Annotated in this window: 12 protein-coding genes; 4 read left to right on the top strand and 8 right to left on the bottom strand. The window is 73.4% G+C overall.

The features are described from left to right. Window positions 1–69 precede the first annotated feature (69 nt). Complete coding sequence (locus tag ACZ4K2_RS21010) at window positions 70–1,524, bottom strand: MFS transporter (RefSeq protein ID WP_467475482.1); 1,455 nt, start codon at window positions 1,522–1,524, stop codon at window positions 70–72. A 131-nt stretch (window positions 1,525–1,655) separates the two neighbouring features. On the opposite strand from ACZ4K2_RS21010, the gene ACZ4K2_RS21005 reads away from it, so the two are divergent. Next, window positions 1,656–2,609: a LysR family transcriptional regulator gene (locus ACZ4K2_RS21005; protein ID WP_467475481.1), complete on the top strand. Its 954-nt coding sequence runs from the start codon at window positions 1,656–1,658 to the stop codon at window positions 2,607–2,609. Window positions 2,610–2,649: 40 nt separating this feature from the next. On the opposite strand, the gene ACZ4K2_RS21000 is transcribed toward ACZ4K2_RS21005, so the two are convergent. Beyond that, a complete protein-coding gene (locus ACZ4K2_RS21000; protein WP_467475480.1) occupies window positions 2,650–4,146 on the bottom strand; it encodes a metallophosphoesterase family protein in 1,497 nt (498 codons plus the stop codon). Window positions 4,147–4,345: 199 nt separating this feature from the next. Continuing rightward, the gene (locus ACZ4K2_RS20995) at window positions 4,346–4,609 is read right to left on the bottom strand and encodes an HU family DNA-binding protein (protein WP_467475479.1); all 264 of its coding nucleotides are present in this window, start codon (window positions 4,607–4,609) and stop codon (window positions 4,346–4,348) included. A 437-nt stretch (window positions 4,610–5,046) separates the two neighbouring features. Between ACZ4K2_RS20995 and ACZ4K2_RS20990 the strand changes: the two genes are divergently transcribed. After that, window positions 5,047–5,664 (top strand): SUKH-4 family immunity protein, encoded by a 618-nt coding sequence (locus ACZ4K2_RS20990; RefSeq protein WP_467475478.1) that lies wholly within the window; start codon window positions 5,047–5,049, stop codon window positions 5,662–5,664. Window positions 5,665–5,769: 105 nt separating this feature from the next. Here the strand turns inward: ACZ4K2_RS20990 and ACZ4K2_RS20985 are convergent, their stop codons facing one another. Both ACZ4K2_RS20985 and ACZ4K2_RS20980 read right to left on the bottom strand, forming a co-directional pair. Beyond that, window positions 5,770–6,684, bottom strand: a complete 915-nt coding sequence (locus tag ACZ4K2_RS20985; RefSeq protein WP_467475477.1) for a hypothetical protein — start codon at window positions 6,682–6,684, stop codon at window positions 5,770–5,772. 321 nt (window positions 6,685–7,005) lie between these two features. Next, on the bottom strand, window positions 7,006–7,485 hold the full coding sequence (locus tag ACZ4K2_RS20980; RefSeq protein WP_467475476.1) for an SRPBCC family protein: 480 nt from the start codon (window positions 7,483–7,485) through the stop codon (window positions 7,006–7,008). A 250-nt stretch (window positions 7,486–7,735) separates the two neighbouring features. On the opposite strand from ACZ4K2_RS20980, the gene htpG reads away from it, so the two are divergent. Both htpG and ACZ4K2_RS20970 read left to right on the top strand, forming a co-directional pair. Beyond that, complete coding sequence (htpG, locus tag ACZ4K2_RS20975) at window positions 7,736–9,646, top strand: molecular chaperone HtpG (protein ID WP_467475475.1); 1,911 nt, start codon at window positions 7,736–7,738, stop codon at window positions 9,644–9,646. A gap of 845 nt (window positions 9,647–10,491) precedes the next feature. Continuing rightward, entirely contained in the window at window positions 10,492–12,213 is a 1,722-nt protein-coding gene (locus tag ACZ4K2_RS20970) for an RICIN domain-containing protein (protein WP_467475473.1), read from the top strand. A gap of 64 nt (window positions 12,214–12,277) precedes the next feature. Here ACZ4K2_RS20970 and ACZ4K2_RS20965 read toward each other — a convergent pair whose 3' ends face one another. The 3 genes from ACZ4K2_RS20965 to ACZ4K2_RS20955 form a co-directional block, all read right to left on the bottom strand. Next, window positions 12,278–12,703 carry a pyridoxamine 5'-phosphate oxidase family protein gene (locus ACZ4K2_RS20965; RefSeq protein ID WP_467475471.1) on the bottom strand — a complete coding sequence of 142 codons (426 nt, stop codon included), beginning with the start codon at window positions 12,701–12,703 and terminating at the stop codon, window positions 12,278–12,280. A gap of 78 nt (window positions 12,704–12,781) precedes the next feature. Continuing rightward, window positions 12,782–13,243 carry a pyridoxamine 5'-phosphate oxidase family protein gene (locus tag ACZ4K2_RS20960; RefSeq protein ID WP_467475470.1) on the bottom strand — a complete coding sequence of 154 codons (462 nt, stop codon included), beginning with the start codon at window positions 13,241–13,243 and terminating at the stop codon, window positions 12,782–12,784. A 103-nt stretch (window positions 13,244–13,346) separates the two neighbouring features. Then, entirely contained in the window at window positions 13,347–13,670 is a 324-nt protein-coding gene (locus ACZ4K2_RS20955; RefSeq protein ID WP_467475468.1) for a hypothetical protein, read from the bottom strand. Window positions 13,671–13,697: the final 27 nt, after the last annotated feature.

Raw genomic sequence — 13,697 nt, 5'->3', positions numbered from 1 at the left:
CCGGCGGCCACCGCCGCGCGGGGCGGGCCCCCGCCCGGCCGGCACGGAGACCGCCCCGCCGGTGGCGGATCAGCCGGAGACGGGGAGTTCGCCGGTGGTCCGGTCGGTGGGTCCGGCGGACGCGGCCACCTTTCCGGCGGAGCCCGTGCGCAGGCCGAAGGCGCCGATCAGCGCGGCGAGGAGGGCCGCCGTGAGGGGCACCCACAGGGCCGCCCGGTAGCCGTCGAGCAGCGCGGCCGGGGACGTCGAGGCGGTGGCCGAGACGTTGACGGCGGTCGCCGCGGCGAGACCGACCGCGGCGCCGAACTGGAAGCAGGTGTAGAGCAGTCCGCCGGCCACGCCCTGTTCCTCCTCCGCGACGCCTTCGGTGGCGACGATGGTGAGGGGGCCGTAGGCGAGGGAGAAGGCGAGGCCGAGGGTGAGCAGGGCGGGGAGCATCGCCAGGTAGGTCCAGTCGGCACCGACCGGCAGGAAGAGGGCGTAGGCCAGCGCGGCCAGCAGCAGTCCGCCGAAGCTCACCCGGGCGTTGCCGAAGCGGGCCACCAGCTTCGGGGTGAGGACGGGGGAGAGGACCGCGTCGATCCCGATGACGATCATCGCGAAGCTGGTCTGCAGGGTCGACCAGCCGCGCAGCTCCCGGAGGTAGAGGACGACCAGGAACTGGAAGCCGAAGAAGCCCGCCGCGAAGAGCAGCCCGCTGAGGTCGGCGCGGACCAGGGCGCCGTTGCGGAAGATGCCGAGGCGGACGAGCGGGGCGGCCGAGCGGCGTTCCACGATGACGAACACCGCGAGTGCGGTGAGACCGGCACCGAGTGTGCCCAGGGTCGCCGGGAGGCTCGCGTGCGCGGCCCGCTCCACGCCGAGGACGAGCAGGACGAGGGCGGCGGTGATGGTCACGCCGCCGGCCAGGTCGACGCTCCGGCCGGTGCGGTCGGGACGCGGCGACCGGGGTACGAAGGCCAGCGCCGAGAGCAGGACCAGCGCCGAGAGCACGACCGGGGCGAAGAACACCCAGCGCCAGTCCACCGACGTGAGCAGCCCGCCGGCGACCAGGCCGACCGAGAATCCGCCGGCCGCGGTGCCCGAGTAGAACAGCAGGGCCTTGGTGCGCCGCGGGCCCTCCTCGAAACCGGTGGTGATGATGGAGAGGCCGGCCGGGGTCATGAAGGCCGCGGCGACCCCGGTGACGAACCGGGCGGTGATCAGCGTCCAGGCCTCCGTGGCGAAACCGCCCAGCCCGGAGAAGAGCAGGAAGACGGACAGCCAGAAGACGAACATGCGGCGGCGCCCGAACAGGTCCGCGGCGCGCCCGCCCACCAGCATGAAGCCGCCGTATCCGAGGACGTACGCGCTCATCACCCACTGGAGGGAGCCGGTGGACAGCCCGAGGTCGGCGCGGATGGACGGCAGGGCCACGTTGAGCATGGCCACATCGATGCCCTCCAGGAAGATCGCCCCGCACAGTACGAGCACGACCCCCCATTCGCGCGCACTCAGGGCACTCGCCGTTTCACGTGAACTCATGTCGGTTCCTTGGGAATGTGTGGATGCTGTGGGCTCGACCACCATCGATCAGGGCGTGGCGGGGGAACAACGGCGAAGAACGCAACGTTCGTTCAGCAGGGCTTACCGATCCGACCGACCGGGGAACGTCGATGGAACGCGATGAACTGGAGTGCTTCCTGCTGCTCGCCGAGGAACTCCACTTCGGACGGACGGCCGACCGCATGCGGTTGTCCCGCGCTCGCGTCAGCCAGCTCGTGCAGCGCCTCGAACGCCGCGTCGGCGCCCCGCTGTTCGTCCGCACCAGCCGCAGGGTCGCGCTCACCCCGCTCGGCCGGCAGTTGCGCGCCGACCTCGAACCGCACCACCGCGCCATCGAGGCCGCGCTGGAACGGGCCGTCACCACCGCGCGCGGCATCGACACCGTGCTGCACGTCGGCTTCTCGCACCCGCTGACCGGCGAGATCGCCATGAGGACGCGGGAGGCACTGCTCGTCGGCCACCCCGGACTCGCCGTGGAGATCTGCGAGGTCCCGCTCTCCGACCCGTACGGGCAGTTGCGGCGCGGCGAGTTCGATGTACAGATCTCTGAACTGCCGGTGCGTGAGGACGACTTGAGTGAGGGTCCGGAGCTGCTCGCCGAGGCACGCGTGCTCGCGATCGGCGCGGCGCATCCACTCGCGGCGAGGGCCGCGGTGTCCCTGGAGGACCTGGCCGGGGTCCCGTTGCTCGCGTTCGTCGGAGACGTGGCCGACTACTGGCTCCGGCACCACGTCCCCGCCCGCACGCCGAGCGGCCGGCCGATCGCCCGTGGGCCCGGCGTGACCCACATGCAGGAGGCGCTGATGCAACTCGCGAGCGGAGCGGGCGCGTTGCTCGTCCCCGCGCACACGGCGCTGTACTACGCGCGCCCCGGTGTCGCCTACGTCCCCCTCACGGACGCCGAGCCGACCGGTTACGCCCTGGTCCGGCGGGCCGGGCACGTCACCGGCGCACTGGAGGTCTTCGCCCGGGCGGCCCGCGAGGCGGCGGCGGCCGTGGCGGCGGCCGCGCCGCGGGAGGCGCCCCGGCGCGCGGCGCCGACGGCCGTGCCCCGCGTGCCGTGACGGGGCCCGGCCCGCACGGCGGGCCGGGCAGGCGCGGTGCTCACTTGCACACGAACGACTTCTGCGCCGTGCTGCCGCTCAGCGTGCACGTCTTGCCCCGGACCGCCCCGGCCGCGTCGTGGAAGGTGAGGTTCCAGGTCCCGCCGCCGTCGGCCAGCACCGCGTAGCCGGACACGCCCTGTCCGCCCGGGGTCTGCTCCTGCGTGACCGACTGGTGGACGGCCTGCGGCGGCGTGCCGATCGTCTTCCCCACGACCTTGGCGTCGTCCGGGCCGTTGTCCAGCGGCCCGCCCGAGGAGCCCACGGTGAGCTGGGGCGGCCGCGCGGTGTCGAAGTCCAGCATCTGGTAGAGGTGGATGTGGCCGGAGAGGACCAGCCGTACGTTGTCGGCCAGCCGGTGCGGGCCGGTGCGGGCGACGGCCGCGTCGAGGACGTGCGTCACCCACTCCACGTTCTGCGGCAGGGTGCCGGCCGCCTTCACCATCCACAGCGGCTTGTGCGTGAACAGGAAGCAGTCGTCGGCCGGATGCTGCTGCGCGGCCTGGTTCACGGCGTCGAACTGCCGGGCGAAGATCCCGGCCTGCGCGGTGCCTCCGGTGTCGCCGGGGTCGGCGAAGGAGGAGTCCACCGAGACCAGGTTCAGCGTGCCGGCCCTGATCGGCGTGGTGGGACCGTAGACGCTGCACGAGCCGTTGGCGCGGAGGCCGTCGGCGAGGTAGCGGAACCAGGCGCCGCCCGCCCCGCCCTGCTGCGCCGCGTTGCAGTCCTCGTGGTTGCCGCGGGTCAGCGCGACGGGCGCGGCGGCCAGCAGCGGTTCGGCGGGCCGGAAGAAGTCGGCGACCACGCAGTCCCAGCTCGCCCGGTCGGCGGTCGTGGTGCAGCCGGGGTTGGCCGCCTTGTCGTTCTCCCTGGCCGGGTCCTCCCGGTAGAGGTAGTCGCCGACGTGCACGACGAGGTCCGGCCGGGCGGCCGCGGCGGAGGCGGCGATCCTCGGGAAGGGCCAGCCGGTCTGGTGGTTCGCGCAGTTCTGCACGGGGCCCGCCGACGGCACCTCGCAGCCGGTGTCACCGATCACGGCGACCCTGCGCGGCCGGGTGGCCGACGTCCAGTCGGGGAGGGGGAGTTGCCGGTTCGCCGGGTGCACCCTGGCCGCCTGGACGGAGGACTGTTCGAGCACGGCGTCGGAGGCCGTGAGCGGCACCCCCAGTTCGCACACGGTCGTCGGGAACTGGGACCCCATCGGTGTGCTCACCCGGGTCATGGGGAACGGGTTGCGGCTCGTGCCCACGGTGTAGCGGACCACGGGGCACGTCAGGCTGGTGTCGGTGGACACGTAGCGGATCCGGGTGCCCTGTCCGGTCAGCTGCGTCCAGGCCCAGGCCTCGCCGCCTGCAGCGCCCGGCGGGGGCGGTGACGTGGCGGGGGGCCGTGGGCCCGCGCCCCCCGCGGTGGTCCGTGCGGGGGCGGCGCCGGCGGCCACGCCGGTGGCCAGCACCCCCACCGCGGTGAGAACGACGATCCGACGAAGCACGGGCACGGTTCCTCCGGTGGTGGGTGTCCAGGGCGCCGGCGGCGCGCGGGCCGCACTGGAATGCTCATCGATGTCACCGCGCCGCGCAGCGCCGGTGGGGCGAACGGCTGACCGCGGAGGGCCGCCCGGGGGGCCCCGGCGGTACGGCGGCTGGACGAGCGGCGGGAGGCGGGCGCGCGGCCCGGCCTCCCACGGCGGCCGGTGCTCAGCCGACCTGCCCCCGGAGGTATTCGGTCAGGGCCGTGCCGGGCCGGAACGCGGCCGTGCCGTCGGCGAGGTGGAAGCCCCCGAAGCTGCCGAGGCTCACGGGCTCCCCGCCCTTGAGCGCCTCCGCGATGGTCCCGGGGTGTTCCACGGTGCCGAAGAGGGCGTCGAGGATCCGGTCGATGTCGTGGGCGGGGATCCGCCGGCCGTCCTCGTGTCCGGCGGCGCGTCGAGCGGTCATCTCGGTGAGCTGTGTCTTGTCCACGTGCACGATCCCGTCGAGTCCTGGTGGCAGTGCCTGAGCGCTTCCACCCTCACGGCAGTCCGGGGCGAGCGCATCTTCCCGCGGGCGCCCGGGTTGTGTGCGGACGCCCGGGGTGGCGCGCGCGTGCGCCCGCCCCCGCCCGACCGGCCGGGGGCCGACCGGGCCCCATGACGACCGCGCCACGGGGCAGGATCACGGCAGGCCCGCGTACCGCTGACCGAGGGGGAGGCACGGATGGCGAGGACACTGGTGGCAGCCGGCGTGGTGGGCGCCGTCGCAGGGCTGGTCGCGGTGCTGCTCACGCGGCGCAGGCGCTGAGGGGGCGCATCCCACGGCGCCCCGCCGGGAGGGTGGGCGGCGCCGTCATACTGGTGACCGCTTCCATCCAGTGAGAGTCCCACGGCGCGTCCGCCGCCGCGGAGTTCGGAGTTCCGGCAGTGCTTTTCGAGGTCACCCGCGGCGAACTCGCCGGCGTCTTCGGCGAGGACCGGCTCGCGACGCTGCCCGCCACCGCCTTCCCGCCCGCCGCCGCGGACACCGAGGGCGCCCGCCTCCTGCGGACCGTCGGCGTCCCCACCGGCACGCTCATGCTGCGCAGGCCCGACGAGGACGACGGCCGGCCGGCCCTCGTCCGGGACGTCGTCCACGTAGAGGACGTCGAGGGCGCCCCGGCGGGGGCGGGGGACTGGCCCGTCATCGGCTGGCTGCTCAACGCCCACCTCGCCCTCGACCCCGTGTCCGGCGGGGTGCACGCCTTCGATCCCGACGAGGAGACGGCGCGGGCACTCCACACGGACGTCTCCTCCCTCGTCCGGGTCGCCGTCCGGTTCCAGCGCCTGCTGGAGGAGTTCACCTTCGGTGGCGACGACGCCGACGAGGAAGCCGCCTTCGAGCGCCTGGAGGGCGAGGTCGAGCGCATCCGCGCGGAGACGAGCGGTGTCGACCCGCTCCCCTTCCGGGACGACGAGACCGTCTGGTCGGTGGTGGGCGACGAGATCGCCATGGGTCAGCGCTTCCCCCACGGCAGCCCGGGAGCCCGCTCGCTCCACGGATGACCACCGGGCCGCGACTCCCACGGCGACGGCAGCCCCGCCGCCGTGGTGCCGCTCACGCGCGAGGACATCCATGGACCGGTACCGGCGGGGGTGACGCCGGCCCGCTCACGACCGGGCGAGGGCCGCCCACAGGTCGGCCTCGTAGACCAGCAGCCGGCCGGGACGCTGGGCGTCGGTGTCCGGAACGGTCGCCCGTACCACGGGCCGGTCACCCTCCGTCACGGCGACCACCGTGCCGTCGTAGCGCGGTGACTTCTCCCGGACGACCGTGCGCAGCTCGGCCGTCAGACGGCGGGCCGTCGCCCCGTCCTTCGCCACGGCGCACAGCACCTCGGTGTTCCGGCCCCCCGAACCGGCCCGCTGGCCGACAGCGGACAGCCGTACCGCCTCGCTCGGCCTGAGCGGGTTGAAGTCGGCGCGGTAGACGTCACCCAGGCACTCCGCCGCGAGCCGGTACTCCTCGACGTCGGCGAGCGAGGCGCCCTCGTCCGGGTCGACGGCCGACAGGGGGGTGACGCCCGGGGTGGCGTAGGAGACCGTGTCCTCGGTGACCCGCAGGGCCACCCCCTTGCCGTCGGGGCGCGCCCAGGTCCGCTCGCCGTCCTCGTCGCGGCCGACGTAGCCTTCCGCCTCCAGCGACTCGGTGATGGCGGCCGCGTCGAACGTCCCCTCCCAGCGGCCCGCGCCCCGGCTGTCGACCGCCGTGTCGATCCGGTCCACCGTGAGGTGCTCCCGCCACGGGCCGGCGCCGTACCCGTTCAGCAGAGCGCTGCCCGTCCGGCCGACGACGGAGTACCGCTCCTGCGCCCCCTTGCGCAGTCCGCGCACGGTGGCGAGGTCGACGTACGTCACCGGGTCCTTCCTGGTGTCGTCGGCCAGGGTCCCGAGCCGCTGCAGCACGGGGGTGCCGCCGTCGGCGTTCCCGCGGCCGGAGCCGGAGGAGCAGCCGGTGAGGCCGGTCAGGCAGAGGGCGGCGAGAGCGGCGGCACCGGCGACGGTTCTGCGGGCTGTGGTGGACATGACCAGCACCCTATCGACCCGCTCCCACCCGGCGCGGGCCGTCGGCACAAGCCCCCTCGCCGGGAGCCGCCGGTCCGCTCGTACCGGGCCGGTCACCCCGGCGACCGGCTCGCCCGGCTCCGCGGCGGCCACCGTGGCCCGGGGCACGCCCGCCGCCCGCACGACCCGGACCGGGGGACGACGCACGCCCGCCCCGCGACGGAGCCGCGGGGCGGGCGCGTACGTGTACGAAGAGGCGGTGGTGTCGGCCCCGGCCTGCTGCCGGGCGGGTACGGGACGCCGGCCGGTACCGGCCGGGACGCCTCTTCGTGGGACCGTCGGTCAGAGGGCCGGGCCCGTGTCGCCGCCGGGCCGGATCCGGCCGCGCCACTCACCGGACGCCGCGCCGCGTTCCTCGATGAAGTGCTTGAAGCGCTCCATGTCGCCCTTGACCCGCCGGTCGATCGTCCCGAGCAGGTCCGCGACCTTCTCCGTGGCGCCGCTGGGCTCCACTTCCATGACCAGCTCGACCTTGGTGTGGGTGTCGTCCAGGCGCTCGAAGCGCACCGAGCCCTTCTGGTGGGTGTCGCCGCTGGTGGTGCGCCACGTGATCCGCTCGTCGGCGAGCTGGTCGACGATCTCGGTGTCGAACTCGCGCCGGACCCCGCCGACCTTCGTCGTCCAGTGGTTGTGCCGGTCGTCCAGCTGCGTGACCTCTTCGACGCCTTCCATGAAGTTCGGGAAGTCCTCGAACTGCGTCCACTGGTTGTACGCGGTGTGCAGGGGGACGTCGACTTCCACCGCTTCCTTGACCGTGCTCATTGCGCGTCTCCGTTCTCACTGCTCGGCTGTACGAGTCCCGGCCCGCCCGCGCGGCGGAACCGGCCGGGGTCGCCCGGGTACCCGGGGAACCGGAGGTCATGACCCGGACCCGGATCCCGCCGCACTCCGGGGGCCGTTCGGACAGTTCGGATCCGGCCAGTCGACCTGATTTCCGGCCACCGCCCTGACGTGGTGTTTTACAGTGTGAGCCACCAGTTCCGGCGACAGGACGTGTGAGGTACTCGCGAACATGCCGACCGAGACGTTTGAGTTTCAGGTAGAGGCCCGTCAGCTGCTCCAGCTGATGATCCACTCGGTCTACTCGAACAAGGATGTCTTCCTGCGGGAGCTCGTCTCCAACGCCTCCGACGCGCTCGACAAGCTGCGTCTGGAGAAGCTGTGGAACGACTCGCTCGACGCCGACGTGTCCGATCCGCACATCGAGATCGACATCGACCCGGACGCCCGTACGCTCACCGTGCGGGACAACGGCGTCGGGATGTCGTACGACGAGGTCGGGCAGCTCATCGGCACCATCGCCAACTCCGGCACCGCCAAGTTCCTCAAGGACCTGCACGAGGCGAAGGACACGGCCGGTGAGGAAGGGCTCATCGGACAGTTCGGCGTGGGGTTCTACTCCGGCTTCATGGTGGCGGACGAGGTCACGCTGCTGACCCGGCGCGCCGGTGAGCCCCGGGGCACCCGGTGGACGTCGCGCGGCGAGGGCACGTACACCCTGGAGACGGTGGACGACGCGCCGCAGGGCACCTCCGTCGTGCTGCACCTGAAGCCCGCCGACCCGGAGAACCAGCTCCACGACTACACCTCCCCCTGGAAGATCAGGGAGATCGTCAAGCGCTACTCGGACTTCATCACCTGGCCCATCCGGATGGTGCCCGAGGGCTCCGGCACGTCCGGCGAGGGCGACACGGCGCCCGAGCCCGAGACGCTCAACTCGATGAAGGCCCTGTGGGCGCGGCCCCGCGACGAGGTCTCCGACGACGAGTACCACGAGCTGTACAAGCACATCGGCCACGACTGGCAGGACCCGCTGGAGACCATCCGGCTCCAGGCCGAGGGCACCTTCGAGTACCAGGCCCTGCTGTTCCTGCCCGCGCACGCCCCGCACGACCTGTTCACCCGGGACGTCCGGCGCGGCGTGCAGCTCTACGTCAAGCGCGTGTTCATCATGGACGACTGCGAGGCGCTGCTGCCGCCCTACCTCCGGTTCGTCAAGGGCGTGGTCGACGCGGCCGACCTCTCGCTGAACGTCTCCCGCGAGATCCTCCAGCAGGACCGCCACATCGAGATGATGCGGCGGCGGCTGACGAAGAAGGTCCTGTCCACGGTCAAGGACCTGATGGCCAAGGACCAGGACCGGTACGCCACGTTCTGGCGGGAGTTCGGCACCGTCCTGAAGGAAGGGCTGATCACCGACTCGGAGAACCGCGACGCCATCCTGGCCGTCTCCTCGTTCGCGAGCACGCACGACGCCGCCGAACCCACCACGCTCAAGCAGTACGTGGAGCGCATGAAGGACGGGCAGGAGGACGTCTACTACCTGACGGGCGAGTCGCGGGAGGCCATCGAGAACTCCCCGCACATGGAGGCGTTCCGTGAGCGGGGCATCGAGGTGCTGCTGCTCACCGACGCCGTCGACGAGGTGTGGGCCGACGCGGTCGGCGAGTACGAGGGCAAGAAGCTGAGGTCCGTCGCCAAGGGCCGCATCGACCTGGACGCCGAGGACGAGGACGCTTCCGACGACGAACGGGAGAAGCAGACCGAGGAGTACGCCGGACTGCTCGGCTGGATGAAGGAGCGGCTGGACGAGGAGATCAAGGAGGTCCGCCTCTCCTCGCGCCTCACCGTCTCCCCGGCCTGTGTCGTCTCGGACGCGAACGAGCTGACCCCGGCCCTGGAGAACATGTACCGCGCCATGGGCCAGGAGGTGCCGCCCGCCAAGCGGATCCTGGAGCTCAACCCGGACCACCAGCTCGTGAAGGGGCTCAACCGGGCGTACAAGGAGCGCGAGGACCGCACGGAGCTGGCCGAGACCGCCGAACTCCTGCACGCGCTCGCGGTGCTCGCCGAGGGCGGTCGTCCCAAGGAGCCGGGCCGGTTCGTCAGCCTGGTGGCCGACCGTCTGGAACGCGCGCTCTGACCCGGCCCCGCCGGGGCGTGAGCGGCCCGCCCGCCGGTTCGACTCGGGCGGGCCGCCGCGTGGCCGGCGGGACGGAGGGCGGGAACGCCGGCTGGACGTCGTCGATGGCGCAGGCGAGCGCGGTCGCCGTCCCGGCCGGTACCCCGCCCGCCGGCCCCTGGGTTCTCCGCGCCGGTCGCCTGTCTGGACGAACTCGTCGGCGATCAGCTTGTGCAGGTAGGGCATCACCCCGATGAAGGCGCCCGGAGCCCCCGCGCCGCTGTCGAGCGGGCGGGTGAGGACGCCGCGCATCCGGTTCGCGGAGATCCTCCCCGGCGCCCCGGTCGCCGGGTTGCTGGAACTCCGGGCTCCACCGGTCGAGGGTCCGGCGGCCCTGCGGACCGACGAACCGGTCGAGCGGGGCACCGCTGTTCCCGGCCGCCTCGGCAACGCTCACCCCGCGCGCGGTCGCGAGCCGGATCGCGGCGAACCAGCCAGGTCGAGATCGGTTCCTCGCGCGCCGTGCGCGGTCCCCCGATACATCCAAGGCTGGGTTGGATCACCAGCCTGCGCAGAGCGCCCACGCCCCGGGCGCGGCCGTCCGCCGGGGCGCGGCGGAGGTTGCCAAGTGGGTTGCCAAGTACGGGTGTTGAGCTGATCCGGCTGCAGCCGGGTGCGGCGTGGGACCCGGCACATGGGTAGAGTCCCTCCAGCGCCGATGCGCTGTCGACCGCAGGACCGGGCCCGCGGGGACCCGCGGGGCGACCTCGGCGCCGCCACCCGGGCCGTCGTGCCGCGGGCCCGTCCGGCCTGTATCGCGGTGCGGTCGGCGTCACCGGGGGTTGTCCGTGGACGGAGGGGGAGCCATGGCCAGGGCGGGACGGCCTTTCGAGGGGCTGAGGGGAGAGTCGGAGCACATCAACGCACTGGCGGAGATGCTGTGCCGGCTGACCGAGGGCCTGACGCTGCGGGAACTCGCGGAGCGCTACCCGCAGGGCGGCGGGAGGACGATGTGGGGACAGTACCGCTCCGGTGAACGCGTGGTGCCGCCGCACATCCTGCGCGAGGTCGTCAATCGCCAGGTGCCCGACGCCCGTACGCGACGGCAGCGGCTCGACGAGGCCGAACGGCTCTACGCCCTGGTGGCGCAGAGGCAGCAGCGGCAGGCCCCGGTGTCGAAGACGCGGCAGGCCGTGGAGGAGGCCGTACGGGCGCAGCGGCAGGCCGAGACGGACCTGGCCGAGGCCGAACGGCGCATCCGGACACTGGTGGAGGTCATCCACCGGCTGGAGCACGGGAAACTCCCCGGCCCCGCGGCGGACGAGGGCGCGCGGGAGGAACTCCGCCGGGCCAGGAAGAGCCTCACCCTCGCCGAAGGCGCGAAGTCCGACGCCCTCCAGGCCCGGGACGCCGCCTTGGAGGACCAGGAGAGGTACCGCCAGGCGGACACCGCCCCCGCGTCGGCCACTGCCGTACCGGCTGCCGTCGCACCAGCCGACGGGCCGTCGCCCGTCGGCCCGGTCGACACCGTGCCGCCCGCCGCGGGGCCGGCCGACGATGAGCCGCCCGCCGACGATGGGCTGCCCGCTGTCGGACCGGGCGCCGTTGCTCCGACCGGCGCCGTGCCGTCCGGTGCCGGACCGGTCGCCGCCGGACCGGTGGCCGTCGGAGCGGCCGACGGGAAGGGCCGGCCCGGCAGCCCGGACGACGCGGAGCCGAGACCGGCCGCGGACGCGGAACCGCCTGCCGCACGGCAGACGCCCTCCGCGGGCGGGGCCAGTGGCGGGGGCAGTGGCGGTGGCCGGCGGGACCGGTTCCGGCGCTGGCGGACCCCCGTGCAGTGGCTCGCACTCGCGGTGCTGGTGGGCGCCGTGTGGTTCGCGACCCACCAACGGAACACGTCCGCATCGGGCGCGGCGCCGATCACGGCCGCGCCCACGCCCGCGCCCTCCATCGACCACAGCCCGAGCCACTGGGCACGGCCCTCCACGCCGTCCACACGGCGGTCCGACACCCGCGGCCCGTCCACACCGGCCGCCACCCCGTCGGCGTCCCACACCGCTCCGGGCTCGTCGACGCCTTCGGCGCGGTCCGCCGTGCCCACCCCGGCCGATCCGCCGCGTCACCTCGCGGACCCACCACCGCTGCCCGACGGCCTGTTCCGACTGACCAATGTCGACAGCCAGTTGTGCCTGTCGGCGCCCCCGGGGAACACCACCCCGGCGGCGGGACTCATCCAGACCGGCTGCGCCTCCGGTCCCGAACAGTTCTGGAGACTGACCGAGGAGGGTTCGGGTTCGGCCGGGCCCGTGTACTCCGTCCGCAACCAGAACAGCGACCTGTGCCTGTCGGTCGATGCGGCACGCAAGGAGAACGACGTCATCATCACCCAGTACATCTGCGATGCCGAGGAAGGACTCTTCCCGGACCAGTTCTGGACCTTCCGTTACGACACCCCCCACCACGCGTGGCAGTTGGTCAGCCGGAACAGTGGCAAGTGCCTCGCGCTGCCCACCGGCGGCGGGGAGGGCGAACAGGTGCTTCAGGAGGACTGCACGGGCGGCACCTGGACGCTCTGGCGCACGTGAGCACGGGAGGGTGACCGCTCGCGGGAACCGCCGGGCGCCGGGGAAGGGCGCCCGGCGCCCGTCCTCAGAAGCCGCCCAGGTCCGCGGAGACCCAGTGCTCCGGCCGCATGTGGATGACGAAGTGCTCGCCGAGCCGGGTCCGGTCGTACTCCACGAAGGCGTCCACCTGGTCCTCGGGGAGGTAGCGCGCGGCCATCTCCCGGGACAGTTCGCGGGTGTCGGGGGCGGTTCCGGTGACCGGTCCCTCCACCGACACGTAGCGCACGGTCGGTCGCGTGCGCTGCACCATCAGACTGAAGCGCCCCGCCGAGCGGATCGCCCGCGCCTTGCGGGAATCTGGCCCCGTGCGTACCCACAGCTCGCCACCCGGCGTGTACTGGTACCAGATGGGGATGACCAGCGGAGCACGGTCCGGCCGTTCGGCCACCGACAGCGCGCCGATGTGAGGCTCCGCCAGGAACTGCTCTCGTTCTTCCATGGAGAGGGTCATCCGACCGACCCTAACGCGTGCCCCGGCGACTCGGCGGACACGACGAGCCGCCGAGGGGCCGGGAGCCGGGGGCGGCCGTCATTCCAGCCACGCGCCGTCGCGCATGACGACCCTTCCGCGTAGTTCCGGCACGCCGCGCCAAGCGCGCACCGTCGTCGGGACCACCCGCACGTACAGGAAGGAGCCCTCTTCCACGCGTGGGTCCCAGCCGAACTTGCCGGCGAACGCGTCGGCCGCGTCCTCGGGAACCTCCCGGTCCGGGAAGCACTCCGCCTCACCCTGGATGAGCACCACGTCGTAGGCGTCCGGCAGCGACAGCCGCACGCGCGGCTCCGCGCGGACGTTCCGCGCGGTCACGGAGGTGGCGTCGGTGCACATCCACACCGCTCGCCCGTCCCACAGGAACCACAACGGCACCTGGTGCGGCCCGTGTTCGGGGTGAGCCGTCGACACCCATACGTCCCGCTCGGCGACGAGCCGCTCGACGGCGTCGCGCACACGCTCCGCCGTCCCGCGGCGAACGATTCCCGTGGTCTCCATGAGATCGACCCTAGTCAGCGGGCACACGCCACACCTGGGGCGCGAGACCTACGCCCGGCGACCGATCCCCGGCCCGGCCGGCCGGGCCGGTGTGCTCGACGGCTCAGCCGGGTTCGCCGGTGGCGGGGGGGGTGGTGGTGTCGGCCGTGCCGTAGAAGCGGCCCCGGTCGCACAGGGCGTCGATCTCGGCGTTGTCCTCCTCGCCGAGTCGGGCGTCCAGCGCGGCGCTGATGACGTGGCGGGCGCGGGCCAGGCGCCGGCCGACGTCCCAGTCGGCGACGAACGCGCCGACGGTGCGCTCGTCGGCGGTTCCGGCCGCCTGCCGGGAACCGAGCCGGTCGAGGGAGACGACGATCTCGTTCAGGTCCCGCAGTATCGCGACGGCTTCGCCGAGGGGGAGGCGGATCTCTCCGGAGGACATGTCCATCGGCGCAGGCGACTCCCGTCGGCGGAC

This window comes from Streptomyces sp. NPDC025833 (genome assembly GCF_055558055.1).
This window is presented reverse-complemented; position numbering and strand designations above follow the sequence as displayed.

Bases quoted from the DNA above. Each gene is read 5' to 3' on its own strand.
- ACZ4K2_RS21010 (WP_467475482.1), bottom strand. From the start codon at position 1,524: ATGAGTTCACGTGAAACGGCGAGTGCCCTGAGTGCGCGCGAATGGGGG.
- ACZ4K2_RS21005 (WP_467475481.1), top strand. From the start codon at position 1,656: ATGGAACGCGATGAACTGGAGTGCTTCCTGCTGCTCGCCGAGGAACTC.
- ACZ4K2_RS20985 (WP_467475477.1), bottom strand. From the start codon at position 6,684: ATGTCCACCACAGCCCGCAGAACCGTCGCCGGTGCCGCCGCTCTCGCC.
- ACZ4K2_RS20980 (WP_467475476.1), bottom strand. From the start codon at position 7,485: ATGAGCACGGTCAAGGAAGCGGTGGAAGTCGACGTCCCCCTGCACACC.
- htpG (WP_467475475.1), top strand. From the start codon at position 7,736: ATGCCGACCGAGACGTTTGAGTTTCAGGTAGAGGCCCGTCAGCTGCTC.
- ACZ4K2_RS20970 (WP_467475473.1), top strand. From the start codon at position 10,492: ATGGCCAGGGCGGGACGGCCTTTCGAGGGGCTGAGGGGAGAGTCGGAG.
- ACZ4K2_RS20965 (WP_467475471.1), bottom strand. From the start codon at position 12,703: ATGACCCTCTCCATGGAAGAACGAGAGCAGTTCCTGGCGGAGCCTCAC.
- ACZ4K2_RS20960 (WP_467475470.1), bottom strand. From the start codon at position 13,243: ATGGAGACCACGGGAATCGTTCGCCGCGGGACGGCGGAGCGTGTGCGC.
- ACZ4K2_RS20955 (WP_467475468.1), bottom strand. From the start codon at position 13,670: ATGGACATGTCCTCCGGAGAGATCCGCCTCCCCCTCGGCGAAGCCGTC.